Annotated in this window: 19 protein-coding genes; 4 read left to right on the top strand and 15 right to left on the bottom strand. The window is 63.3% G+C overall.

Features of this window, described 5'->3' with window-relative positions; translation table 11 throughout:
- The first annotated feature begins 84 nt into the window (after positions 1-84).
- Positions 85-663: a nucleoside triphosphate pyrophosphatase gene (locus J3A71_RS21740; RefSeq protein WP_016485484.1), complete on the top strand. Its 579-nt coding sequence runs from the start codon at positions 85-87 to the stop codon at positions 661-663.
- 281 nt (positions 664-944) lie between these two features.
- Here J3A71_RS21740 and J3A71_RS21745 read toward each other — a convergent pair whose 3' ends face one another.
- The 3 genes from J3A71_RS21745 to rluC are packed head-to-tail and all read right to left on the bottom strand — an operon-like array spanning position 945 to position 3,575.
- Positions 945-1,934 (bottom strand): S49 family peptidase, encoded by a 990-nt coding sequence (locus J3A71_RS21745; protein WP_016485483.1) that lies wholly within the window; start codon positions 1,932-1,934, stop codon positions 945-947.
- 6 nt (positions 1,935-1,940) lie between these two features.
- Positions 1,941-2,615: an HAD family hydrolase gene (locus J3A71_RS21750; protein WP_016485482.1), complete on the bottom strand. Its 675-nt coding sequence runs from the start codon at positions 2,613-2,615 to the stop codon at positions 1,941-1,943.
- A gap of 3 nt (positions 2,616-2,618) precedes the next feature.
- The gene (gene rluC, locus J3A71_RS21755; RefSeq protein WP_209953245.1) at positions 2,619-3,575 is read right to left on the bottom strand and encodes a 23S rRNA pseudouridine(955/2504/2580) synthase RluC; all 957 of its coding nucleotides are present in this window, start codon (positions 3,573-3,575) and stop codon (positions 2,619-2,621) included.
- A gap of 795 nt (positions 3,576-4,370) precedes the next feature.
- Here rluC and rne point away from each other — a divergent pair.
- Complete coding sequence (gene rne / locus J3A71_RS21760; protein ID WP_016485480.1) at positions 4,371-7,673, top strand: ribonuclease E; 3,303 nt, start codon at positions 4,371-4,373, stop codon at positions 7,671-7,673.
- Between the two features lie 115 nt (positions 7,674-7,788).
- Here the strand turns inward: rne and murB are convergent, their stop codons facing one another.
- From murB to J3A71_RS21800, 8 genes are all read right to left on the bottom strand, one after another.
- Positions 7,789-8,808: a UDP-N-acetylmuramate dehydrogenase gene (gene murB / locus J3A71_RS21765; protein ID WP_016485479.1), complete on the bottom strand. Its 1,020-nt coding sequence runs from the start codon at positions 8,806-8,808 to the stop codon at positions 7,789-7,791.
- Positions 8,805-9,269, bottom strand: a complete 465-nt coding sequence (locus J3A71_RS21770; RefSeq protein ID WP_023048424.1) for a low molecular weight protein-tyrosine-phosphatase — start codon at positions 9,267-9,269, stop codon at positions 8,805-8,807. Before J3A71_RS21770 ends, murB begins: the two co-directional genes overlap by 4 nt.
- Positions 9,269-10,033 (bottom strand): 3-deoxy-manno-octulosonate cytidylyltransferase, encoded by a 765-nt coding sequence (kdsB, locus tag J3A71_RS21775; RefSeq protein ID WP_016485478.1) that lies wholly within the window; start codon positions 10,031-10,033, stop codon positions 9,269-9,271. The genes J3A71_RS21770 and kdsB overlap by 1 nt, the downstream gene beginning before the upstream one ends.
- Positions 10,030-10,215, bottom strand: coding sequence for a Trm112 family protein (locus J3A71_RS21780; RefSeq protein WP_003247142.1), 186 nt, complete (start codon positions 10,213-10,215; stop codon positions 10,030-10,032). Before J3A71_RS21780 ends, kdsB begins: the two co-directional genes overlap by 4 nt.
- A gap of 44 nt (positions 10,216-10,259) precedes the next feature.
- Entirely contained in the window at positions 10,260-11,261 is a 1,002-nt protein-coding gene (gene lpxK / locus J3A71_RS21785; RefSeq protein ID WP_016485477.1) for a tetraacyldisaccharide 4'-kinase, read from the bottom strand.
- A complete protein-coding gene (locus tag J3A71_RS21790; RefSeq protein WP_016485476.1) occupies positions 11,261-11,695 on the bottom strand; it encodes a biopolymer transporter ExbD in 435 nt (144 codons plus the stop codon). The genes lpxK and J3A71_RS21790 overlap by 1 nt, the downstream gene beginning before the upstream one ends.
- A complete protein-coding gene (locus J3A71_RS21795) occupies positions 11,692-12,327 on the bottom strand; it encodes a MotA/TolQ/ExbB proton channel family protein (protein ID WP_016391244.1) in 636 nt (211 codons plus the stop codon). The genes J3A71_RS21790 and J3A71_RS21795 overlap by 4 nt, the downstream gene beginning before the upstream one ends.
- Positions 12,328-12,531: 204 nt before the next feature.
- A complete protein-coding gene (locus J3A71_RS21800) occupies positions 12,532-14,745 on the bottom strand; it encodes a DNA internalization-related competence protein ComEC/Rec2 (RefSeq protein ID WP_209953247.1) in 2,214 nt (737 codons plus the stop codon).
- Between the two features lie 142 nt (positions 14,746-14,887).
- On the opposite strand from J3A71_RS21800, the gene J3A71_RS21805 reads away from it, so the two are divergent.
- Positions 14,888-15,514 carry a DUF2062 domain-containing protein gene (locus J3A71_RS21805; protein ID WP_156343168.1) on the top strand — a complete coding sequence of 209 codons (627 nt, stop codon included), beginning with the start codon at positions 14,888-14,890 and terminating at the stop codon, positions 15,512-15,514.
- Here the strand turns inward: J3A71_RS21805 and J3A71_RS21810 are convergent.
- From J3A71_RS21810 to J3A71_RS21820, 3 genes are all read right to left on the bottom strand, one after another.
- Positions 15,398-16,177 (bottom strand): ABC transporter permease, encoded by a 780-nt coding sequence (locus tag J3A71_RS21810; RefSeq protein WP_016485472.1) that lies wholly within the window; start codon positions 16,175-16,177, stop codon positions 15,398-15,400. The genes J3A71_RS21805 and J3A71_RS21810 overlap by 117 nt on opposite strands.
- Positions 16,174-17,106, bottom strand: a complete 933-nt coding sequence (locus J3A71_RS21815) for an ABC transporter ATP-binding protein (protein WP_016485471.1) — start codon at positions 17,104-17,106, stop codon at positions 16,174-16,176. Before J3A71_RS21815 ends, J3A71_RS21810 begins: the two co-directional genes overlap by 4 nt.
- 135 nt (positions 17,107-17,241) lie before the next feature.
- Positions 17,242-17,865: a glutathione S-transferase gene (locus J3A71_RS21820; RefSeq protein WP_023049045.1), complete on the bottom strand. Its 624-nt coding sequence runs from the start codon at positions 17,863-17,865 to the stop codon at positions 17,242-17,244.
- A gap of 266 nt (positions 17,866-18,131) precedes the next feature.
- Between J3A71_RS21820 and J3A71_RS21825 the strand changes: the two genes are divergently transcribed.
- Positions 18,132-20,579, top strand: a complete 2,448-nt coding sequence (locus J3A71_RS21825; RefSeq protein WP_209953249.1) for an acyl-CoA dehydrogenase — start codon at positions 18,132-18,134, stop codon at positions 20,577-20,579.
- A 51-nt stretch (positions 20,580-20,630) separates the two neighbouring features.
- On the opposite strand, the gene J3A71_RS21830 is transcribed toward J3A71_RS21825, so the two are convergent.
- The gene (locus J3A71_RS21830) at positions 20,631-22,154 is read right to left on the bottom strand and encodes a hypothetical protein (protein WP_209953252.1); all 1,524 of its coding nucleotides are present in this window, start codon (positions 22,152-22,154) and stop codon (positions 20,631-20,633) included.
- Positions 22,155-22,162: the final 8 nt, after the last annotated feature.

Consider the following 22,162-nt stretch of genomic DNA (forward strand, 5'->3'; position numbering starts at 1 on the left):
CTAGGGATGCCCCCCGCCCCTGTCAAAGGAAATTAGGCGGCATCGTGCGTGATAGGATTGGTTCAACCGAACCCGGAGTCTACCATGCTTCCTTTGTTACTGGCTTCCAGCTCTGCCTACCGCCGCGAACTGCTCACACGCCTGCGCTTGCCCTTCACCTGGGCAAGCCCTGATATAGACGAACAGCGACAGGATGACGAGCCCGCCGTGGACCTGGTGCGCCGACTGGCCAGGCAAAAGGCCGAGGCATTGGCGGGCAGCCACCCCGGGCACCTGATCATCGGCTCGGACCAGGTTGCGGTGCTGGGCGAACAGGTACTGGGCAAGCCGCACACCTTCGAGCGGGCTTGCGAGCAACTGCTGGAGTGCAGCGGTCAGCAGGTGAGTTTTCTGACCGGGCTGGCACTGCTGAACAGCGCCACCGGGCACTGCCAGGTGGATTGCGTGCCGTTTACCGTGACGATGCGCGAGCTGAGCCGTGAGCGGGTGGAACGCTATGTGGCGGCGGAACAACCACTGGATTGCGCGGGGAGCTTCAAGGCGGAGGGGCTGGGGGTGAGTTTGTTTCAGAGCACCCATGGGTGCGATTCGACCAGCCTGATCGGGCTGCCGTTGATTCGGTTGGTGGATATGTTGACCCGGGAGGGGGTGGTTGTACCTTGAGCCTGGCTCGAGATTTTCTGCGCCTGTGAGACCGAGCGCCGCCCGTGCGGCGCTTCGCGGGGCAAGCCCGCTCCCACATCTGTTTCAGGCCAATTTCTCCTGTCACCATTGGCGCGCGGACCCTTTGGCGCATGACACGATATCGCGTCGTACCTCCAAGGGGGCGCGCACCAATGGCTCAGGACTGACCGGCCCAAAACAAATGTGGGAGCGGGCTTGCCCCGCGAAGCGCCGCACGGGCGGCGCTCGATCTCACAGGCGCCGCAAAATGCACGCCGAACTCAACGCAACTGTGGCCCCTGGAACCCCATCCACATCGCCAGGTGCTCAGCCACGCTGGCACCCACGCGCTTGGAGAAGCGATCGAAAGGCGATTCCTGAACGGTAAAGTCCACCAGTTCCTTCTCGCCAACAATCTCACGTGCCACATAGCTGGCACTGCCCAGCCCATCCACCAAACCCAGCGCCTTGGCCTGCTCGCCCGACCAGACCAGGCCGCTGAACAACTCAGGATGTTCCTTGTCCTTCAAGCGTTCGCCACGCCCCTGCTTGACCATGGCAATGAACTGCTGGTGCGTGGTATCCAGCACACCCTGCCAGAACCGGGTTTCTTCGGGCTTTTCAGGCGAGAACGGATCAAGGAAGGCCTTGTGCTCACCCGAGGTGTAGGCGCGCCGCTCCACACCGAGCTTTTCCATGGTGCCAACAAAACCGTAACCGGCCGCCGTCACACCAATGGAGCCCACCAGGCTGGCTTTATCGGCGTAGATTTCGTCCGCCGCACTGGCAATGTAATAGGCACCAGAAGCGCCGAGATCGGCGATGACTGCATACAGCTTGATAGCCGGGTATTCAGCACGCAGGCGGCGGATTTCGTCGTACACGTAACCCGCCTGCACCGGACTGCCACCCGGGCTGTTGATGCGCATTACCACGGCCTTGGTCTTGCTGTCCTTGAACGCCTCGCGCAGGCTCTTGACGATATTGTCCGCGCTGGCGGCCTCCTGATCGGCAATCACCCCGCGCACCTCGACCAGCGCGGTATGGCTGGCACTGCGCGATGCCGCCTTGTCGAAATCCATCAGCGGCGTGAACAACGCCAGGAAGCCGAACAGGTAGATGAAAGTCAGCAGCTTGAAGAAGATCCCCCAGCGCCGCGCCCGGCGCTGCTCCTGTACACTGGCCAGCAAGGTCTTTTCCAGCAACTGCCAGCTCTTGCGCCCTTCGCGCTCCTCGGGTTCGGCCTCGGGGGCTTTCCATTCGTCTGCCATGCTTACCTACCTTGGAAGTGGAATTGCGGAACCACCCAGCCACTCGCGCAGCTGGGAAAAATGATCGATGCACACCTGCGGACCAAACTCGGCCAGCGCCTGCAGCGGCATGGCACCATAGCCCACCGCCACCGAATGCATCCCGGCATTGCTGGCCATCTGCAGGTCGAATGCCGAATCTCCGACCATCAGCGCACGCGCCGGTTCGACGCCGCAATGGCCGAGGATTTCCTCGAGCATCAGCGGGTGCGGCTTGCCACGGGTTTCGTCGGCAGCACGGGTGATGTCGAAGAACTGCTCCCAGCCATTGGCCTTGAGCACCCGGTCCAGCCCGCGACGCGCCTTGCCCGTAGCCACCGCCAGGCGGTAACCCTCGGCACGAAAGGCATCCAGCGACTCGACCACGCCCTCGAACAGTGGCGAAGGCTGCTGATCCAGCGCCATGTAGATATCAGCATAGTGCTGACGGAAGCTGTCGACCTGCGCAGGTGCCAGGTGCGGGTACAGGGTATGGATCGCCTCACCCAGGGCCAGACCGATGATGCCCTTGACCGCATCCTCACGGCTGGCGACCTCGCCGGCACGCTCGGCGGCGGCATTCATGGCCTCGACAATACGCCCGATAGAATCGGCCAGGGTACCGTCCCAGTCGAAGATCAGTAGCTCATAGCCTTTCTTCATGGATCAGGACGCACTCAGACGTTCAATGGTTTTCGCCCAGACTTCATCCACAGGCGCTTCAAGTTTCAGCTCACCACCATCCGGCAGCGGCACGGTCAGCGCATAGGCATGCAAGAACAGGCGCTTGCCCCCCAGCTCGCGAATTTCGCGGCTGAAGTCTTCGTCACCGTACTTGCTGTCACCGGCAATCATGTGCCCCGCATGCAGGGTATGCACGCGAATCTGGTGGGTACGCCCCGTGATCGGACGGGCCTCGACAATGGTGGCGAACTCGCCAAAGCGGCGGAGCACGCGGAACAGGGTCAACGCGTCCTTGCCCTCTTCGTTCACTTCAACCATGCGCTCGCCGGAGCGCAGGTTGCTCTTGAGCAACGGCGCATTCACCTGCTTCTTCGACGTCGGCCAGTGGCCGCGCACCAGCGCCATATAGCGCTTGTCGACCCCGTCACCGCGCAGGGCGGTATGCAAGTGGCGCAGCATGCTGCGCTTCTTGGCAATCATCAGCAGGCCAGAGGTGTCGCGGTCCAGGCGGTGCACCAGTTCGAGCTCCTTGGCGTCCGGGCGCAGCTGGCGCAGTGCCTCGATCACACCAAAGCTCAGGCCGCTACCGCCATGCACGGCAATGCCGGACGGCTTGTTCATCACGATCAGCGCCTTGTCTTCGTAGACAATGGCCGCCTCAAGGCGCTGCAGCAAGCCCTGGGCCACCGGTGCCGGCTCGTCACGCTCCGGCAGGCGGACGGGCGGCACCCTCACGATGTCGCCGGCCTGGATCTTGTACTCAGGCTTTACCCGACCCTTGTTCACCCGCACTTCACCCTTGCGCAGGATGCGGTAGACCAGCGTTTTGGGCACGCCCTTGAGGGCCGTGATGAGGAAATTATCAATGCGTTGGCCGGCAAGCTCCGGCGCGACTTCGATCAGCTGAACGCCGGAAGTCGGAGGGGTATTGGTCGTCATTGCGGGATCATAACAATTTTTTATGGAATTGAAGCACTTAATCATTGCTGCTATAGTCGCGAACGCCGCCAAAAGCGGCAGGCCAGCGGCAACAGGCTTTCAGCCGGCCCTGACCAACGCAATTCTCCAGGACGCGAGGCCGTCCTACGGGGTGTTCGCCAGTTTACCGAATTGCCTGGAATCGCCACCAGCGCCGTGTAGAGAAGACCGAAAAAAAACGACAAGCGCGGTGTTTCACCTGCTTACCCGATTCTTTTCGCAGCCCCTCTGCCCGCCCCGTCGCTTCCACGCAACGCACGGCGAATGCTTCGGAAATACCTGCCTTGGATATGAATGGCGCCAGTGCAGTACCTGCAGTGGCGAAAAATGCAACCCGTTGCGGATTCAGCGCGCGGCAGCACCCGAATTATCAGGGATACGTGCAGGGTGGAGATGCACAGCCCTCGGACCGTGTAGCACCGCGTCCGGCCACCAGCCCACTGACGGCTGGCGAGCGGATAAGGTCCTGAACAGATGCCCCCGGGCGTCCACGGCTGAAGGTTGATTCCTCCTCCTGACTGAGTGCACAAGGCCCGCTTGGTTGATTCGATCTCCATTCGAAGCCACCGGGGCCTTGTTGGCACCGCAGCAAACAGGACGCGTCGTCGCGACAACGGCAGGCTGGGCAACTGGCTGGTGCCGAACGTCGCTCGACACGGGGGTGGCCCGGCCACCCTTTGCGCACCTTGGCACCGACCATGAGAAGTCGTGTGTGCCGAACGCCGTTTCCGGCAGCCCGGAAACCGACGGTACAACATGAAAAGAATGCTGATTAACGCAACTCAACCCGAAGAGTTGCGTGTAGCCCTGGTGGATGGCCAACGCCTCTACGACCTGGACATCGAGTCTGGTGCGCGCGAGCAGAAAAAGGCCAACATCTACAAAGGCAAGATCACCCGCATCGAACCCAGCCTCGAAGCCGCCTTCGTCGACTTCGGTTCCGAACGTCACGGCTTCCTGCCGCTGAAAGAAATCTCCCGCGAATACTTCAAGAAAGCCCCCGAAGGCCGGGTGAACATCAAGGAAGTGCTCAGCGAAGGCCAGGAAGTCATCGTCCAGGTCGAGAAGGAAGAGCGCGGCAACAAAGGCGCAGCCCTCACCACCTTCATCAGCCTGGCAGGTCGTTACCTGGTGCTGATGCCCAACAACCCACGTGCCGGCGGCATCTCCCGCCGCATCGAAGGCGAAGAGCGCAACGAACTGCGCGAAGCCCTGAACGGCCTGACCGTGCCGGGCGACATGGGCCTTATCGTGCGCACTGCCGGCCTTGGCCGCAGCAGCGAAGAAATGCAGTGGGACCTCGACTACCTGCTGCAGCTGTGGACTGCCATCAAGGAAGCGTCCCTGGACCGCGCTGCGCCATTCCTGATTTATCAGGAAAGCAACGTCATCATCCGCGCTATCCGCGACTATCTGCGCCAGGACATCGGCGAAGTGCTTATCGACAGCATCGATGCCCAGGAAGAAGCCCTGACCTTCATCCGCCAGGTAATGCCGCAGTACGCCAGCAAGGTGAAGCTGTACGAAGACAGCGTACCGCTGTTCAACCGCTTCCAGATCGAAAGCCAGATCGAAACCGCCTTCCAGCGCGTGGTCGACCTGCCGTCCGGTGGTTCGATCGTGATCGACCCGACCGAAGCCCTGGTGTCCATCGACATCAACTCGGCGCGGGCCACCAAAGGCAGCGACATCGAAGAAACCGCCCTGCAGACCAACCTGGAAGCGGCCGAGGAAATCGCCCGCCAGCTGCGCCTGCGTGACATTGGCGGCCTGATCGTCATCGACTTCATCGACATGACCCCGGCGAAAAACCAGCGTGCCGTGGAAGAGCGCGTACGCGAGTGCCTGGAGGCAGACCGTGCCCGTGTTCAGGTCGGCCGCATTTCGCGCTTCGGCCTGCTGGAAATGTCCCGTCAGCGCCTGCGCCCATCGCTGGGCGAAAGCAGCGGCATCGTCTGCCCACGCTGCTCCGGCACAGGCATCATCCGTGACGTCGAATCGCTGTCGCTGGCCATCCTGCGCCTGATCGAAGAAGAAGCCCTGAAGGACCGCACCGCCGAAGTACGCGCACAAGTGCCGATCCCGGTGGCCGCATTCCTGCTCAACGAGAAACGTAACTCGATCACCAAGATCGAACTGCGCACCCGCGCACGCATCATCATCCTGCCGAACGATCACCTGGAAACCCCGCACTTCGAAGTCCAGCGCCTGCGCGACGACAACCCGGAAGTGCTGAACAACCAGTCCAGCTACGAGATCGCCGCCACCGAGACCGAAGAGGCACCGCAGCAGACCGCCACCCGCACCCTGGTTCGCCAGGAAGCGGCGGTCAAGACCGCACCGGCCCGCACCAGTGCGCCAGTACCGGCTGCTGAAGAGCCACAGGCTGTCGCCCCGGCTGCCCCAGCCCCGAGCGCCCCAGAGCCAAGCCTGTTCAAAGGCCTGGTGAAGTCGCTGGTCAGCCTGTTCGCCGGCAAGGAAGAACCTGCTGCTGCCCCGGTCGTCGCCGAGAAACCGGCTGCCGAGCGCAGCCCGCGCAACGAAGAGCGCCGCAACGGCCGTCAGCAGAGCCGCAACCGCAACGGCCGCCGTGACGAAGAGCGCAAGCCGCGTGAAGAACGTGCCGAGCGCGCCCCGCGCGAAGAACGCCAGCCACGTGAGGAGCGTGCACCACGCGAAGAACGTGCACCACGTGAAGATCGCGCCCCACGCGAAGAACGTGCACCACGTGAAGATCGCGCCCCACGCGAAGAGCGTGCACCGCGCGAAGAACGCGCCCCACGCCAGCCGCGCGAAGACCGCCGCAGCAACCGTGGCGAAGAACGCGTACGCGAGCTGCGCGAGCCGCTGGATGCCACCCCGCCAGCCGAACGCGAAGAGCGTCAGCCACGTGAAGAGCGTGTAGCCCGTGAAGAACGTGCTCCACGTGAAGAGCGCGCACCTCGCGAAGAACGTGCCCCGCGTGAAGAGCGCGCACCTCGCGAAGAACGTGCCCCGCGTGAAGAGCGCGCACCTCGTGAAGATCGCGCCCCACGTGAAGAACGTGCTCCGCGTGAAGAACGCGCACCTCGCGAAGAACGTGCCCCGCGCCCACCGCGCGAAGAGCGCCAGCCACGTGTAGCGGAAGAAGCGGCCGAGCAGGCTGCCGAACTGGCCGAAGAGCAACTGCCGAACGAAGAGTTGCTGCAAGACGAACAGGAAGGCACCGATGGCGAGCGCCCGCGCCGCCGCTCCCGTGGTCAGCGTCGTCGCAGTAACCGTCGTGAGCGCCAGCGCAACGCCAATGGCGAGCTGATCGACGGTGGCGAAGAGGACGAAGGCAGCGAAGAGCAGCCACAACAGCACAAGGCCACCGAGCTGGGTGCCGAACTGGCCGCCGGCCTCGCCGTGACTGCCACTGTTGCCAGCAGCAACATCAGCGCCGACGCCGAAGCCCAGGCCAACCAGCAGGCCGAACGTGCCACCGCCGAAGTCGCTACCGCTGCAGAGGCCGACAACCGCGAGGCCGCCCAGCCGGCCGAGCAAGCTGAAAAGGTCGAGCAGGTCGAGGCCGTCGCCAAGGCTGAAGAAGTTGCCGTGGCCCCAGTGGTCGAGCAGCCTGTCAGCCAGCCGGTAATCGTGGCCGAGGTCACTGCCGAGCCAGTGGTCGAAGTTGCTCCGCAGCCAGTGGTTGACGAAGCACCTGCAGCCGAGCCTGCGATCATCGCAGAGGCACCTGTTGAAGCGCCTGCCGTCGAAGCGGGTGAAATCGAACAGGCTCCGGCCGTGACTGACACCGCTCCAGCTGCCGAGCAGCCTGCACCGGTTGTCGAAGCCCAGCCAGAAGTGGTGGCCGAGCCTGCCCCTGTGGTGGTCGAGCCTGCGCAAGTCGAAGCCCCGGTTGAGGCAGAACCTGCCACTGTCATGCTGGCCAACGGCCGCGCGCCGAACGACCCGCGTGAAGTGCGCCGCCGCAAGCGTGAGGCCGAGGCCGCTGCCAAAGCAGCCCAGGAAGCTGCTGCAGCCTCCCAGGAACCCGCCCTGGAAGCCGCCGATGAGCACAAGCCTCATCACGGTTGATAGCCAAGGCTGAATGAAAAAGCCCCGCCAGTGCAAACTGGCGGGGCTTTTTCTTGGCTTGACGCTTAATGTCAATGCTGGCTGCCGCATTTGTAGGAGCGGCATCTGCACCGCCTCAGTAAAGGTTAGGCTCCATCTCCAGCTCCACCCCGAACCGCTCCAGGATATCCGCCTGGATCTGCCGCGCCAGCGCATGCATCTGCGCCCCGCTCGCCTGGCCGTAGTTCACCAGCACCAGCGACTGCAAGCGATGCACGCCCGCATCGCCATCACGATGGCCCTTCCACCCCGCCTGCTCGATCAGCCAGCCCGCCGCCAGCTTCGCCTGACCATCGGCCTGGGGATAAGCCACCACTGCCGGGTGTTTCGCACGAATACGCTCGACTTGCTCCGCAGACACCACCGGGTTCTTGAAAAAACTCCCGGCATTGCCGAGCTCCACCGGGTCTGGCAGCTTTTCGCGGCGAATGCTGCAAATGGCATTACTGATCGCCTGCGCGGTCGGTTCGGCTACACCCTGCTCCGCAAGGCGCTGACGCACCGGACCATAGTCCAGGTGGGCCTGCAGGGTGCGGCTCAAGGCAAAACGCACGCGCAGGATCAACCAGCGCCCGGGGTTGCGCTTGAACAGGCTGTCGCGATAACCGAAGGCACATTCTGCCAAACCAAAGTCATGCAGTTCGCCAGTCTCACGGTCCAGGGCCGTCAGGCCGGCAAACACGTCCTTGATCTCCACCCCGTAGGCGCCCACGTTCTGCATCGGCGCGGCGCCCACCGTACCGGGGATCAGGCTGAGGTTTTCCAGCCCGCAATAGCCCTGCGCCAGTGTCCACTGCACGAACGGGTGCCACGGCTCACCGGCCTCGGCCTCGACCACGATGTGTTCGCCATCGTCACTGAGCACGCGGCAGCCACGGCTGGCCATGTGCAGCACCAGTGCATCGACATCGCGGGTCAGCAGCAGGTTGCTGCCGCCGCCGATCACCAGCACCGGCAGACCTCGCTGCTGCGCCTGGCACAGCGCCTGTCGCACCTGCTGATCATCCTGGGCCTGGCTGAAAAAACGCGCCTTCACGTCGATGCCGAAGGTGTTAAAGGGTTTGAGCGAAACCTGCTCCTGCCACTGCACTGTCATAGGCGGCCCTTGATTTCCAGCACCAGTGCCTGGCACGCCGCCTCGACCAGGTCGAGCACCTGCTCGAAGCCATCGGCGCCACCGTAGTAAGGGTCAGGTACTTCATCCAGCACTGAGCCATAGCGGCGCAGGAACAGGTCGAGTTCGCCCGCTGCAGTGGGCGGGCGCAAGGCGCGCAGGTCGCGCAGGTTGCTCTCGTCCATGGCCAGCACCAGGTCGTACTCGGCAAAATGCGCTGCCTTGACCTGCTGGGCACGCTGCGCTGAGAGGTCGTAACCACGTGCCAGCGCTGCCTTGCAGGTGCGGCTGTCTGGCGCCTTGCCAACATGCCAGTCGCCGGTGCCGGCAGAGGCCACGTGCACCCGGTCGGCAAGCCCGGCGGCCTGCAATTGATGGCGCAGCACGCCTTCGGCGGTGGGCGAGCGGCAGATGTTGCCAAGGCACACGAACAAAACGCGCATCAAGCCTCCAGCAAGCGCCGTACGCGCTCCAGGTCTTCAGGGGTATCAACGCCTACGGCTGGCGCCTCGATGGCGTCCTCGACGTGAATGCGCACGCCGTGCCACAAGGCACGCAGTTGCTCCAGCGCTTCGGTCTGTTCAAGCCAGCATGGGCCCCAACCGACAAAGTCCTGCAGAAAGCCGACGCGGTAGGCGTACATGCCGATGTGGCGGCGATACGGCACGCCTTCGGGCAGCACATTGCGGTCGCTGGCAAAGCCATCGCGGGCCCACGGCAGCGGCGCACGGCTGAAAGTCAGGGCCAGTCCGTTCTTGTCGCTCACCACCTTGACTGCATTGGGGTTGAACACGGTTTCCGGCTCATGGATCGGCTCGGCCAGAGTAGCGATGCCGGCCTCTGGATGCGCAGCCAGGTTGGCCGCCACCTGGTCGATGATCACCGGCGGGATCAGCGGCTCGTCGCCCTGCACGTTGACCACGATGGCATCAGCCGGCAAGCCCAGGTGCACAGCCACTTCGGCCAGGCGGTCGGTGCCCGATTCATGGTCGGCGCGGGTCATCAGCACTTCGGCACCGAACGCCTGGCAGGCCTCGAAGATACTGGCGTCATCGGTGGCGATAACCACACGGCTCGCGGCACTTTTGCGTGCCTGCTCCCACACGTGTTGCACCATCGGCTTGCCGGCAATCGGCAGCAGCGGCTTGCCTGGGAGCCGTGTGGAGCGCAACCGGGCGGGAATCACCACGGTGAAGTCCAGGCTCATTTGTCCAGACGCTCGTCGTCGGTCAGGGTGCGCGCCTCGCTTTCCAGCATGACCGGAATGCCGTCGCGGATCGGGTAGGCCAGGCCGGCGCCCTTGCTGATCAGCTCGGTCTTGTCGGCACTGAGCTTGAGCGGGCCCTTGGTGATCGGGCAGGCCAGGATGTCGAGCAGTTTAGTGTCCATTGGAGGCTTCCTTTAGGCCAGGTGGCCGGAAATTGAAAACGGGCTCAGGGCTTGCGCAGCAGCCGCTGCAGCTGGTTGTCGAACCAGGTGCTGAACGCTGGCGTGGGCTGGGCCTCGACGGCCAGGTACCACCAGTCGTCAGCGGCGAAGGCTCGGCATTTCACCGCATCCTTCTCGGTCATCACCAGCGGCAGCGGCGGGCTGAAAGCCAGGCTCCGGGCGCTGAACTGCGCATGGTCGGCGAAGGGATGCGGCACCGGCTGCCAGTTTAGCCCCAGCAGGGTATTGAAGAAACGTTGCGGGTTGCCAATACCGGCCACCGCGTGCAGGCGCTGGCCTGGTGGGAAATGGTCGAGGGTACGACGTTCGCCGCTGCGCACGTTGACCAGTGCGGACGGTTGCAGGCAGAAGCCAAAACCATCGGCGCGGTCGGCACTGGCACCATTGAACAGCACCGCGTCGGCGCCTTGCAGGCGCTCGACGGGCTCGCGCAACGGGCCGGCAGGCAGGCAGCGGCCATTGCCCAGGCCGCGGGCGGCATCGATCAGCACCAGCTCCAGGTCGCGGGCCAGGCGATAGTGCTGCATGCCGTCGTCGCACAGGATCAGGTCGAGCGGTTCGCTGGCCAGCAACGCCTGCACGGCGCGGGAACGGTCAGGGTCGATCATCAGCGGCACGCCGGTGCGCTGCACGATCAGCAGCGGTTCGTCGCCCGCCTGTTCGGCCGGCTGGTCGGCCTGCACCCGCCAAGGCAGCTGTGGTGGCTTGGCACCATACCCACGGCTGACCACACCCACCTTCAGCCCCTGTTGGCGGCAGTGTTCGATCAGCCAGAGGATCATCGGCGTCTTGCCGGTGCCGCCCACGGTGATGTTGCCCACCACGATGACCGGCACTGGCGCCCGGTAACTGGCACTTTCGCCACTGAGAAAACGTGCCCGCTTGCGGGTGACCACGCGGCGGTACAACGCCTCCAGCGGGCGTAATAGCGCCAGGGCGGGGTGCCCGGCGTACCAGGCGGCGAGCAAACCGTCGGCGAAAGGCATCAAGGCGTGCCCTGTGCCGCCTCGACGGTGGTCATGCGCAACTGGCTGAAACCGAGCTTGCCGGCGGCATCCATTGCGGTGACCACAGCCTGGTGCGGGGTCTTGCCGTCGGCGCTGATGGCCAGCGGGAGCGTGTTGTCACCGCCCGACTCACGCTCGATGGCCTCGCTCAAGGTGGCCAGGTCGCTCTTGGGCAGCAGGTGGTTGTTCACCGAATACACGCCTTCGGCGCTGATGGTGATTTCCACCAGCTTGTCCTGGTCGGCTGGCGCCTTCTCGGCGCTGGCAGCTTCGGGCAGCTCGACACGCAGTTGTGTCTCGCGGGTAAAGGTAGTGGTGACCACGAAGAACAGCAGCAGGACGAACACCACATCGATCAACGACGCCAGGTTGATGTCGACGTTCTCCCGCTGACGATTGCGCCGGAACTTCACGCCTTGCCTCCGGCCACTTCCACTTCACGGTCGCCCTGGATCACTTCCACCAGCTTGATCGCCTCCTGTTCCATGCCCACCACCAGCTCATCGATGCGGCGCAGCAGGAAGCGGTGGAAGAACACTGCCGGGATGCCGACCATGAGGCCGGCCGCAGTGGTGACCAGGGCCTTGGAGATACCACCGGCCAGCACGGCCGCATTGGCGGTCATTTGCGAGCCCATGAAGGCGCTGAAGATGTCGATCATGCCCAGCACGGTGCCCAGCAGGCCCAGCAGCGGCGCCATGGCGGCGATGGTGCCGAGCGTGCTGATGTAGCGCTCCAGTTCGTGAATGACGCGCGAGGCGGCTTCCTCGATGCACTCTTTCATGATTTCGCGGCCATGACGCGAGTTGGCCAGGCCAGCAGCAAGGATTTCGCCCAATGGCGAATCGGCGCGCAAGGCCTTGAGCTTGTCACTGGTCAGTTGCTTGTCCTTGATCCACATCCATACCTGACCGAGCAGGTGCGGCGGGGTGACGCGACTGGCGCGCAGGGTCCACAGGCGCTCGACGACGATAGCCATGGCAGCGATGGAACTCAGAATGATCGGCAGCATCATCCAACCACCGGACTTGACCAATTCCCACACAGTAAACGCCCCTTCGCAAAAAGGCCGCCACTCTACCATAGGACCGCCCGAGGGCTCATCTGCCGAAGGTCAGGGAATTGGCGTGCCGGGCTGAGAAGCGTACTCCGTTACAAGTGTGGTGCCTGGGCGATCGAGCGCCGCGCGGGCGGCGCTCGATCTCACAGGCGCTGAAAATACCATGGCATGCACCTGCCTGCCTCCCCCTCACTCAGCTCGAACCCGCCAAAACCGCCGCTGCCCCCTCATCCCCTCAACCTCCCCATGCCGCCCCAACACCAACCGCAACGCCCCCTCCACCGCCGTGTCATGCACCGCCAGACCATGCCGCTGATAACGCTCCATCACCTGCACATGCGGGTGCCCGAAGCTGTTGTTACGCCCTCGCGAAATCAATACCCCGCGCGGCGCACTAGCCCGGATGAACGCCTCGGTGGACGAACTGCGGCTGCCATGATGCGGTGCCTGCAACCAGTCGATACGCGGCATTTCTGTGTCTGCCAGCCAGGCCCGTTCGGCCGCAGCTTCCATATCCCCCGCCAGCAGCAAGCGCTCACCCTGCGCCTCTACCAGCAAGACACAGGAACGGTCATTGCTACTCTGCCCGTCCGCCCAGCGCCATAGCGAAAAGCGCACGCCATCCCAGTTCCATTGTTCGCCACTGGCACAAGGCTGCAACGGCACATCATCCAGCGCTTCCCCACCGATCAGCCGCCTGACCGACAGCCCACGCTGTATGGCCGCAGCACCGCCCGCATGGTCGGCATGCGCATGGCTGATGACCATCAAGTCCAGGCTGCCCACCCCCAGCTTGCTCAAGGTCGGGAGCACCACCCGCTCGCCCAGGTCGGTCTCCCCTCTGGCCGGCCCGGCGTCGTACAGCAGGTTGTAATGCCGGGTACGCAACAGCACCGCCAGCCCTTGGCCAACGTCTAGCTGCCAGACCTCGACCTGGCCGAGCGGCACCGGCTCCCTGGGCACCCACAGTGCCAACAACATGACCCCACCCAACCCGCGCAAAGGCACGCCACGAGGCAGCAGCACCAGCAGCGCACCCAGCAATACCAGCAGCCAGGCCCACAACGGCAAGGCCGGGGCCAGCCACGCCGGGCGCTGATGCGCCACCAACGCCAACAGCCGGAACAGCCCATCCAGCAGGCCACCCGCCAGCCACAGCAACGCTTCCCCTACCCCACCCAGCGGCAGCAGCAACGCCCCCAGCAACGCCAACGGCAACACCGCCAGGCTAACCCATGGCACCGCGACAAGATTGGCCAGCGGCGCACTCAGACTCACCGGTAAACCTGTGGCCAGCAACACCGGCAGCAAGCCGATGGCGATCACCCATTGCGCCCGCGTCCAGGCCTGCCAGGGCCGCCAACCGCCCAAACGGCCGCTGAAGCAGTAGATGAGCGTGGCCACTGCGGCAAACGACAGCCAGAACCCAGGCAGCAGCGCCGCCAAGGGTTCGACCAGCAGCACCGCGACCAGCGCCAGCAATAGCGGCAGCATTGCGCCGAGGTGGCGAAAACGCAGGCGCCACAACAGCACTACCGCCAGCATCAGGCAGGCACGCTGCACCGGTACACCCGCACCGGCCAGCCAGCCGTAGGCCAACGCCGCCGCCATGGCCAGGGCACAGGCACAGGGCAGCCACGGCAACCGGGCGGGCCACAGCCCCCAACGCGCCAGCCCGGCCACCAGGCCGTACAGCAGACCGGCCACGAGGCCGATGTGCTGGCCAGAAATAACCAGCAAGTGCACCGTACCGGTGGCCTGCAACGTCTGCCAGTCCTCCCGGGCCAGGCCAGCGCCGTCACCCAGCACCAGTGCCACCAATGCGGCCTGCCGGCCATTGGCTTGGACCACCAGCAAGCGCTGACGCAGCGCATCGCGCCAACCACCGCTTACCGGCGCCAGTAGCTGCCCGGCTTTTACCGTACCGGTGGCGCCCACCCGCCGCGCCAGCAGTTGCGCCTCCCGGTCGGGCCCATGTGGGTTGAGCAGCCCGGCCGGGCGCTGCAAGGTCACCGCCAGCCGCCACTGCTCGCCCGCCCGCAGCGGCGGCCCATCGAACCAGCTCAGTTGCAGCCGTTGCGGCAGTTCGGCCCGCCGCGAGCGTGCCGCCTCCAGCTCGAAGCGCACCCCCTGCGCAGTTCGCGCTGGCAGGCCGACCACCCGCCCCTCCAGCCACAAGGTGCGGCCGTCCAGGCCGGCAGCCAGGCGATCGTCAAGGGCCTGCTGGGCAGACCAGCACGCCCAACACAGCCCCAGCACAAAACAGCCCAATGGCCAAACGCGGGTAAACACGCTGACGGCCGCGCAGGCAGCCAGCGTTATCAACCATCCGACCGATGGCAATGCGGGGAAAAAGCCCGGGCACAACAGCCCGAGCGCGAGCGCAAACATCCCTGTGCGCATGAGGTAGAGCTCCAGAAGGTAAATCACCCCCTGAGGCATAGCTCAATTGCCGGCAACGCTTGCTCAACAATTGTCACAAACTCTAAACGAGGCCGAGCAGGATTAAAGGCATACTGCCCGGGTCAACGCTCCGGGAGCCTACATGCCGCGCCGACTTTTCAAACGCTACATGCCGGACCCGACCAGCATTCGGGAACACAAGTCCTTACGCTTTTTCGGCAAGCTGCTGCACGACCCCAACCTCTGGCACCTGAACCGCCACTCGGTGGCGCGGGCCATGGGGGTGGGCCTGTTCGCGGCGCTGATTCCCATCCCCATGCAGATGCTGCTGGCGGCGGCGCTGGCAATCCCGGTACGCGGCAACCTGCCGATCGCCGTCAGCCTGGTGTGGCTGACCAACCCGCTGACCATGCCGCCGGTGTTCTTCGTCACCTACATGACCGGCGCCTGGCTGATGCAGGTGCCGCCGCGCACCTTGCCCGACGAATTGACCTTCGAGTGGATCACCGACCAGCTTGCCACCGTGTGGCAGCCGTTCCTGCTGGGTTCGGTGGTGTGCGGGGTGGTGCTGGGCATCGTCGCCTACTTCACCACCCTGCTGTACTGGCGCTGGTGGATTGGCCGGCAGTGGCGCCGGCGCAAGCTCCGTTGCTCATGCACGCATGCCGCGGCCGCTGACCAGCAGCCGGATGCACAACGCGTAGAGCACAGCGGTGGCGACCAGCATGAAGGTGATCGCCGTGCCAATGCTGATATCCGACACCCCTAGGATGCCGTAGCGGAACGAGTTGACCATGTGCAGCACCGGGTTTGCCAGCGATACGGTCTGCCAGAATGGCGGTAACAGGTTGATCGAGTAGAACACCCCGCCCAGGTAGGTCAGCGGCGTCAGCACAAAGGTCGGGATAATCGAGATATCGTCGAAGTTGCGTGCAAACACGGCGTTGACGAACCCCAGCAGCGAGAAGATGGTGGCCGTCAGCAGCACCACGACCACGGTCACGCCCAGGTGGTGCACCTGCAGGTCGGTAAAGAACATCGACAGGATGGTCACGATCACACCGACCGCCAGGCCGCGCAGCACGCCCCCCAGCACATAGCCGACGAGAATGGTGTGCGGCGACACCGGCGACACCATCAGCTCTTCGATCGAGCGCTGGAACTTGCTGCCGAAGAAGCTCGACACCACGTTGCCGTAAGAGTTGGTAATCACCGACATCATGATCAGCCCCGGCACGATGTACTGCATGTAGGTGAAGCCACCCATATCGCCGATCTGCCGGCCGATCAGGTTACCGAAGATGACGAAGTACAGGACCATGGTGATGGCAGGCGGCAGCAAGGTTTGCGGCCAGATGCGCAAGAAGCGCCGCACCTCGCGGTAGACGATGGTGTTCAGGGCGACCCAGTTGGTGCGCAGTTCCACACTCATACGGCCACCTTCGACAGGTTTTTTTCCACCAGGGACACAAACAGCTCCTCAAGTCGGTTGGTCTTGTTGCGCAGGCTCTGCACCTCGATGTTCTGCAGCGCCAGCTGGCCGAACAGCGCGGTAATGCCAATGTCCTTGTCCACCTGCACTTCAAGGGTGTGCGGCGTCAGCAGGCGGCATGGGTAGCCCTGCAGGGCCGGCGCCTGGGCCAGGTCCTGCCTGAGGTCGAGGACGAAGGTCTCGACATGCAGCTTGCCCAGCAGCTTGCGCATGCTGGTGTTCTCGACGATGGTGCCGTGGTCGATGATGCCGATGTTACGGCACAGCTGCTCGGCTTCTTCCAGGTAGTGGGTAGTCAGGATGATGGTGATGCCCTTCTGGTTGAGCTCGGTGAGAAAGCTCCACATCGAGCGGCGCAACTCGATGTCTACCCCGGCGGTCGGCTCGTCGAGGATCAGCAGGCGCGGCTCGTGGATCAGTGCACGGGCAATCATCAACCGGCGCTTCATCCCGCCCGACAACGAGCGCGACTGCACATCGCGTTTGTCCCACAGGCCGAGCTGGGTCAGGTACTGCTCGGCGCGTTCCTTGGCCAGCTTCGGCGGGATGCCGTAGTAGCCGGCCTGGGTCACGACGATGTCGAAGGTTTTCTCGAACTGGTTGAAGTTGAATTCCTGCGGCACCACACCCAGGCAGCGCTTGAGCGCCGCCGGCTCACGGTCCAGGTCATGGCCGAAGACGTTGACCGTACCGCTGGTCTTGTTGACCAAGGTCGAGAGGATGCCGATGGTGGTGGATTTGCCGGCGCCGTTGGGGCCAAGCAAGGCGAAGAAGTCACCTTCGGCAACATCCAGGTCGATGCCCTTGAGGGCCTGGAAGCCATTACCGTAGGTCTTGGTCAGCTGTCGGATGGACAGGGCAGAACTCATAGCGGGTCACGTACCGAATAAAGAATGGTTCAGGACACGCCAGGCGAAGTCACTGGCGCAGTGAGTGCGGCCATGGTGCAAGGCCATGCCGCACAAGTACAGTCACATCTATTGATAATGACTATCGAAGCAGGTTCAGGTCAGTGCAGTCATCACTGCCGCCTGGTAGGCCGGGCGCTGTTTCAGACGTTGGTACCAGGCTTCGAGGTGGCGCATGGCCGGGCGCTCGATGGGCATTTCAAACCAGGCATAGACAAAGCTACCCAGTGGGATGTCGCCCATGCCGATCTGGTCACCGGACAGGTAAGGTTGTTTGGCCAGGGTTTCGTCAGCAATGGCCAGCAACTGGGCACATTGCTTGTGCGCGGCGTTGATCGCCACCCAGTCGCGCTGGTCTTCAGGCGTGCGCAGCAGGCCCCAGAACAGCGGGCGGAACGGGGTGGCGAGTGACGAGGTTGTCCAGTCCATCCACTTGTCGGCCAGGGCGCGCTGGCGCGGGTCGTCCAGGTACCAGCCCTGCTCCGCGCCGTATTCGGCGCACAAGTAGCGGACGATGGTATTGGATTCCCACAGCACCAGGTCGCCATCTTCGAGCATGGGCACCAGGCCGTTGGGGTTGAGGGCGCGGTAATGCGGTTCGTTGACCACACCGAAAGCGCCGCCGGCGTCGATGGACTCGAAATCCAGGCCCAACTCGTGGGCGATCCACAGCGCCTTGCGCACATTGCTCGAATTCTTGCGGCCCCAGATCTTCAGCATGGCAACGTCCTTATGAATGCGGAGATCGTGCAGTCTACTCCAGACCTTCGCCGCCTGTACCGGCCTCTTCGCGGGGCAAGCCCGCTCCCACAATCAATACGTTGTTCAATGAGAGCGGGTATGCCTGCAAAGAGGCCGGCACTCACGAACAAATGAACTGAAACTCCCACCGCCACACCCTGTCACTGTTCTGAAGCTGCCGTTCACAGCATTGCGTCTAAGCTGTCTGGGACGGCTCAAGCCCTTGGTTCCAAGGAGGACCGATTATGTTGCTGTTGTGGTTGGTAGTGCTGGTGATCGGCGCGGCGTACCTCACGCACCGGCGCCTGGCGCCCTTGCAGATTCTCGGCATCATGGCGGCCTATGTGCTGCTGATGGGCATTTTCAGCAGTGCCCCTGGCTGGCTACTGGCCCTGATCTGGGTGGTGCTGGCCCTGAAGATCGCTTTGGTGGCACTGCCGGAGTGGCGGCGCAAAGTGTTTACCGCTCCGGTGTTCCGCTGGTTCCAGCGCACCCTGCCACCCATGTCGCAAACCGAGCGCGAAGCCATCGATGCTGGCACGGTCTGGTGGGACGGTGAACTGTTCAGCGGCCGCCCAGACTGGCGCACCCTGCTGGCCTACCCGGCACCAAAGCTGACCGAAGAAGAGCAGGCGTTCATCGATGGGCCTACGGAAGCACTGTGCGCCATGGTCAGCGACTGGCAGATCGGCCAGGACCTGGACCTGCCGCCCGAAGCCTGGCAGCATATCAAGGAGAACGGCTTCTTCGCCCTGATCATTCCCAAGGAATACGGTGGCAAGGGCTTCTCTGCCTACGCGCACTCGCAGGTTGCGATGAAACTGGCCACACGCAGTGGCGACCTGGCCTCCACGGTCATGGTGCCCAACTCCCTCGGCCCGGCCGAACTGCTGCTGCATTACGGCACCGATGAACAACGCAACCACTACCTGCCACGCCTGGCCCGCGGCGATGAGATCCCCTGCTTCGCACTCACCGGCCCCCTGGCCGGGTCCGACGCGGGCGCCATGCCCGACACCGGCATCATCTGCAAGGGCCAATGGTGCGGCGAAGAAGTGCTGGGCCTGCGCCTGAACTGGGAAAAGCGCTACATCACCCTGGGCCCGGTCGCGACCTTGCTGGGCCTGGCATTCAAGGCCTACGACCCGGACCACTTGCTGGGCGAGCAGGAGGAACTGGGTATCAGCCTGGCCCTGATCCCCACCGACACCCCCGGTGTCGAGATCGGCAAACGCCACCTGCCGCTGGGCGCGGCCTTCATGAACGGCCCCAACAGCGGCAAGGACGTGTTCGTGCCGCTGGACATGCTGATAGGCGGCCAAGCCATGCTCGGCAAGGGCTGGATGATGCTGATGAACTGCCTGTCGGTAGGGCGCTCCATTTCCCTACCAGCGGTCGGCACTGGTGCGGCCAAGTACACCAGCCTGGTCACTGGCCAGTACGCGAACATACGCGAGCAGTTCAACGTGCCGCTGGCGGCCTTCGAGGGTATCCAGGAATCGCTGGCACGCATTGGCGGCAACGCCTGGTTGATGGACAGCGCTCGCCTGCTGACCGCCAAGGCCGTGGACCTGGGCGAGAAGCCTTCGGTGCTGTCGGCAATCCTCAAGTACCACCTTACCGAACGTGGCCGCGAATGCATTCAGCACGCCATGGACGTGCACGGCGGCAAAGGCATCATCATGGGCCCCAACAATTACCTGGGTCGCAACTGGCAAGGGGCGCCGATCTTCATCACGGTCGAGGGCGCGAACATTCTCTCGCGCAACCTGATGATCTTCGGCCAGGGTGCCATCCGCTGCCATCCATTCGTGCTGAAGGAAATGGCCTTGGCCGGGCGCGAAGACCGGGAGCAGGCACTGATAGCGTTCGACGACCTGCTGATGAAACACATCATGTTCGCAGCCGGCAATGCCGCCAGCACGCTGGTGTTCAACCTGGGCCTTGGGCACTTCGAGCCAGTACCTGGGGATGCCTTGAGCCAAGGTTACTTCCGTGCCCTCAACCGTCAGGCCGCCGCCTTCGCCCTGCTGGCTGACCTGTCGATGATGCTGCTGGGCGGTGCGCTCAAGCGCCGCGAACGCCTTAGCGCGCGCCTGGGCGATGTGCTCAGCTACCTGTACCTGTCCAGCGCCGCGCTCAAGCGCTATCACGACCTGGGCTCACCCGAGCATATGCAACCCTTGCTGCGCTGGGCCATGGAAGAAAGCCTGGGCCAGGCGGAAAAAGCTCTTGATCAGCTGCTCGACAATTTTCCTAACCGTTTCGTTGGCTGCGCACTACGCCTGCTGGTTTTCCCCTTCGGCCGCCGCCACACCGGGCCAAGCGACGAACTGGATGCCGAGATCGCGGCCCTGATAGGGCGCAGCAAGGGCGATCCGGCGCTGGAAGAGCTGCTGGCGGGCTGCTTCAGGCCGCAGGCCAAAGGCGACCCGGTGGCGCAGCTGCAACGGGCAAGCGATTTGCTGGATGAAACAGCGCCCGCGCGCAAGGAACTGCATCAGGCGCTGAAGGACGGCAAAGTGAAGCCTCGACATGGGCAATCGTCAATCGACGCGGCAGTTGAGGCGGGCATCCTTCAGCAGAGCGAGTGCCAGCGGCTGCAAGCGTTGGAAGCCGCGCGAAGACTGGTGATCGATGTGGATGCCTTCGACCCACAAACGCTGCTACCAACCAAAGGCCAAGTGCGCTGACTGCACACTTCACGCGCTCCCGGCAACGCCGGGGGCGCGCATTGGTGTGGCTCATTGCAGATCCACCAACTGATCGACAGCTAGCGGCGGCAACACGGCGACCGCCCAGTACCATCTACGGTTATCCGACTCGACGGCCAAAATAGCCGAACAGCCACGCAAATCCGTACCAGGGGTGTACAGGCCCTCTTGAGAAACCGAGCCGTTGCCCGCCAACACCGTCCACTCAATATCTGCGGGGTCGACAACCTCCTCGACATCGTTTTTGTTGATGAAACACAGTGACAGCTGCAGCTTCCCCTGGACCTTCCCCAAGCGTAAGAAATGAGTGGGTGTCATGTTGAAGATAAGAAAAGCGGCGGAAGCTGACGCCCCACCGCCATCAATTTGTGCGATGTCAATATTGACCGGGACCAGATCGCCTGCCTTCAAGACGGCCAAGGGTACGGTTTTACTGTCGTCGTCAGGCGTCACACTCGATGCTGGCAGGACGGGTGGCGATTTATAGAACCATACCCCAGCCTCGCGCTGCAAAGTACCGCGGACGTCTCCTATCAAAGAGACGCCTGCGGGGTGAGTCATTGCCACCTGCATGGGGTAACGCACCGATCCGCGCTGAACCACCGTGATGATCGGATTGATGTCCTTTATTACATCCAGCGGTTCAGCACGTACTGTGATCGCATCCGGTAAAGACAGCCTTGGCAAGAAGATCATCTGGTAGATCTCTTCTGAAATGGGCTGCCACTGCCCTGCCCTGAGCGTCTGATAGGGATAGATGATATAAGGCAGGTTCAGTAGCCACTCGCTTTCTGCGTCCCCGGGAACGCGCTTCGTGGCCATGCGCACCTGGACCATGAATGAGTGGTTTTTATCGTGTTCGACCCGATGAACTGGAGTCGTTGGTACAGCAGATCGCAACGTGTCGCGTATTGCTTGCGAAAACGAAAAATACAGTACGAGCTCTTCACTATAAATAATTGGCTTGACGACGGTGAGTTTGAACGAAGCATTGGCAAACAGTGGCGAGTTGTACTGTTGCCTACCCAAACTCATGAGGGAATCATTGATACTACGCAGCGCCTGCGCATATCTGGCAGCCATAAGCGTATCGTCCTGGCCATCTCGAATCAGGTGGTAATCAGCAGCAGGCACGTCGCTAAGCACCACTAGCCCGTCCGGCCGATAGGTGCCCTCACGTTCAGCCAGGAGGAAATCCGCCCGCAATAGCGCGTCACGGCTGGGTTTACTGACCTGCATGACGCTTCTGACGGGCACACCCGAATTCTTGCTCATGATCAATTCGACAGCTTCCGAGAGCACACGGGACAACGATGCAGAAGCCGCTGAACCCGCAGTGCTACCCACAGCAAGCAAAGGAGCCCCCACTACGCCGTAGGACCTGAACCAGGTCTGGCCAGGGGTAATGATCGTTTCAAGCATCAAGGGCTGAGAATCAGTTTGCTCGTGTGCTTTAGCCAACGCAGTGTTCAGTTGGTTTACGCTGACCATGATCAGCCCGTCCCACCCATTCAGTTCAGAGGACGATTGGTTGTGTTCGTTATCCATCGCCATGCTCGCTC

It is taken from the genome of Pseudomonas sp. PvP089, from assembly GCF_017875165.1.
GTDB lineage: Bacteria > Pseudomonadota > Gammaproteobacteria > Pseudomonadales > Pseudomonadaceae > Aquipseudomonas > Aquipseudomonas fortuita.

Bases quoted from the DNA above. Each gene is read 5' to 3' on its own strand.
- rne (WP_016485480.1), top strand. From the start codon at position 4,371: ATGAAAAGAATGCTGATTAACGCAACTCAACCCGAAGAGTTGCGTGTA.
- J3A71_RS21740 (WP_016485484.1), top strand. From the start codon at position 85: ATGCTTCCTTTGTTACTGGCTTCCAGCTCTGCCTACCGCCGCGAACTG.
- murB (WP_016485479.1), bottom strand. From the start codon at position 8,808: ATGACAGTGCAGTGGCAGGAGCAGGTTTCGCTCAAACCCTTTAACACC.
- J3A71_RS21770 (WP_023048424.1), bottom strand. From the start codon at position 9,269: ATGCGCGTTTTGTTCGTGTGCCTTGGCAACATCTGCCGCTCGCCCACC.
- J3A71_RS21815 (WP_016485471.1), bottom strand. From the start codon at position 17,106: ATGAGTTCTGCCCTGTCCATCCGACAGCTGACCAAGACCTACGGTAAT.
- J3A71_RS21830 (WP_209953252.1), bottom strand. From the start codon at position 22,154: ATGGCGATGGATAACGAACACAACCAATCGTCCTCTGAACTGAATGGG.
- J3A71_RS21820 (WP_023049045.1), bottom strand. From the start codon at position 17,865: ATGCTGAAGATCTGGGGCCGCAAGAATTCGAGCAATGTGCGCAAGGCG.
- kdsB (WP_016485478.1), bottom strand. From the start codon at position 10,033: ATGAGCCTGGACTTCACCGTGGTGATTCCCGCCCGGTTGCGCTCCACA.
- J3A71_RS21800 (WP_209953247.1), bottom strand. From the start codon at position 14,745: ATGCGCACAGGGATGTTTGCGCTCGCGCTCGGGCTGTTGTGCCCGGGC.
- lpxK (WP_016485477.1), bottom strand. From the start codon at position 11,261: ATGCCTTTCGCCGACGGTTTGCTCGCCGCCTGGTACGCCGGGCACCCC.
- rluC (WP_209953245.1), bottom strand. From the start codon at position 3,575: ATGACGACCAATACCCCTCCGACTTCCGGCGTTCAGCTGATCGAAGTC.
- J3A71_RS21780 (WP_003247142.1), bottom strand. From the start codon at position 10,215: ATGGACACTAAACTGCTCGACATCCTGGCCTGCCCGATCACCAAGGGC.
- J3A71_RS21805 (WP_156343168.1), top strand. From the start codon at position 14,888: ATGCCGCGCCGACTTTTCAAACGCTACATGCCGGACCCGACCAGCATT.
- J3A71_RS21750 (WP_016485482.1), bottom strand. From the start codon at position 2,615: ATGAAGAAAGGCTATGAGCTACTGATCTTCGACTGGGACGGTACCCTG.
- J3A71_RS21825 (WP_209953249.1), top strand. From the start codon at position 18,132: ATGTTGCTGTTGTGGTTGGTAGTGCTGGTGATCGGCGCGGCGTACCTC.
- J3A71_RS21745 (WP_016485483.1), bottom strand. From the start codon at position 1,934: ATGGCAGACGAATGGAAAGCCCCCGAGGCCGAACCCGAGGAGCGCGAA.
- J3A71_RS21810 (WP_016485472.1), bottom strand. From the start codon at position 16,177: ATGAGTGTGGAACTGCGCACCAACTGGGTCGCCCTGAACACCATCGTC.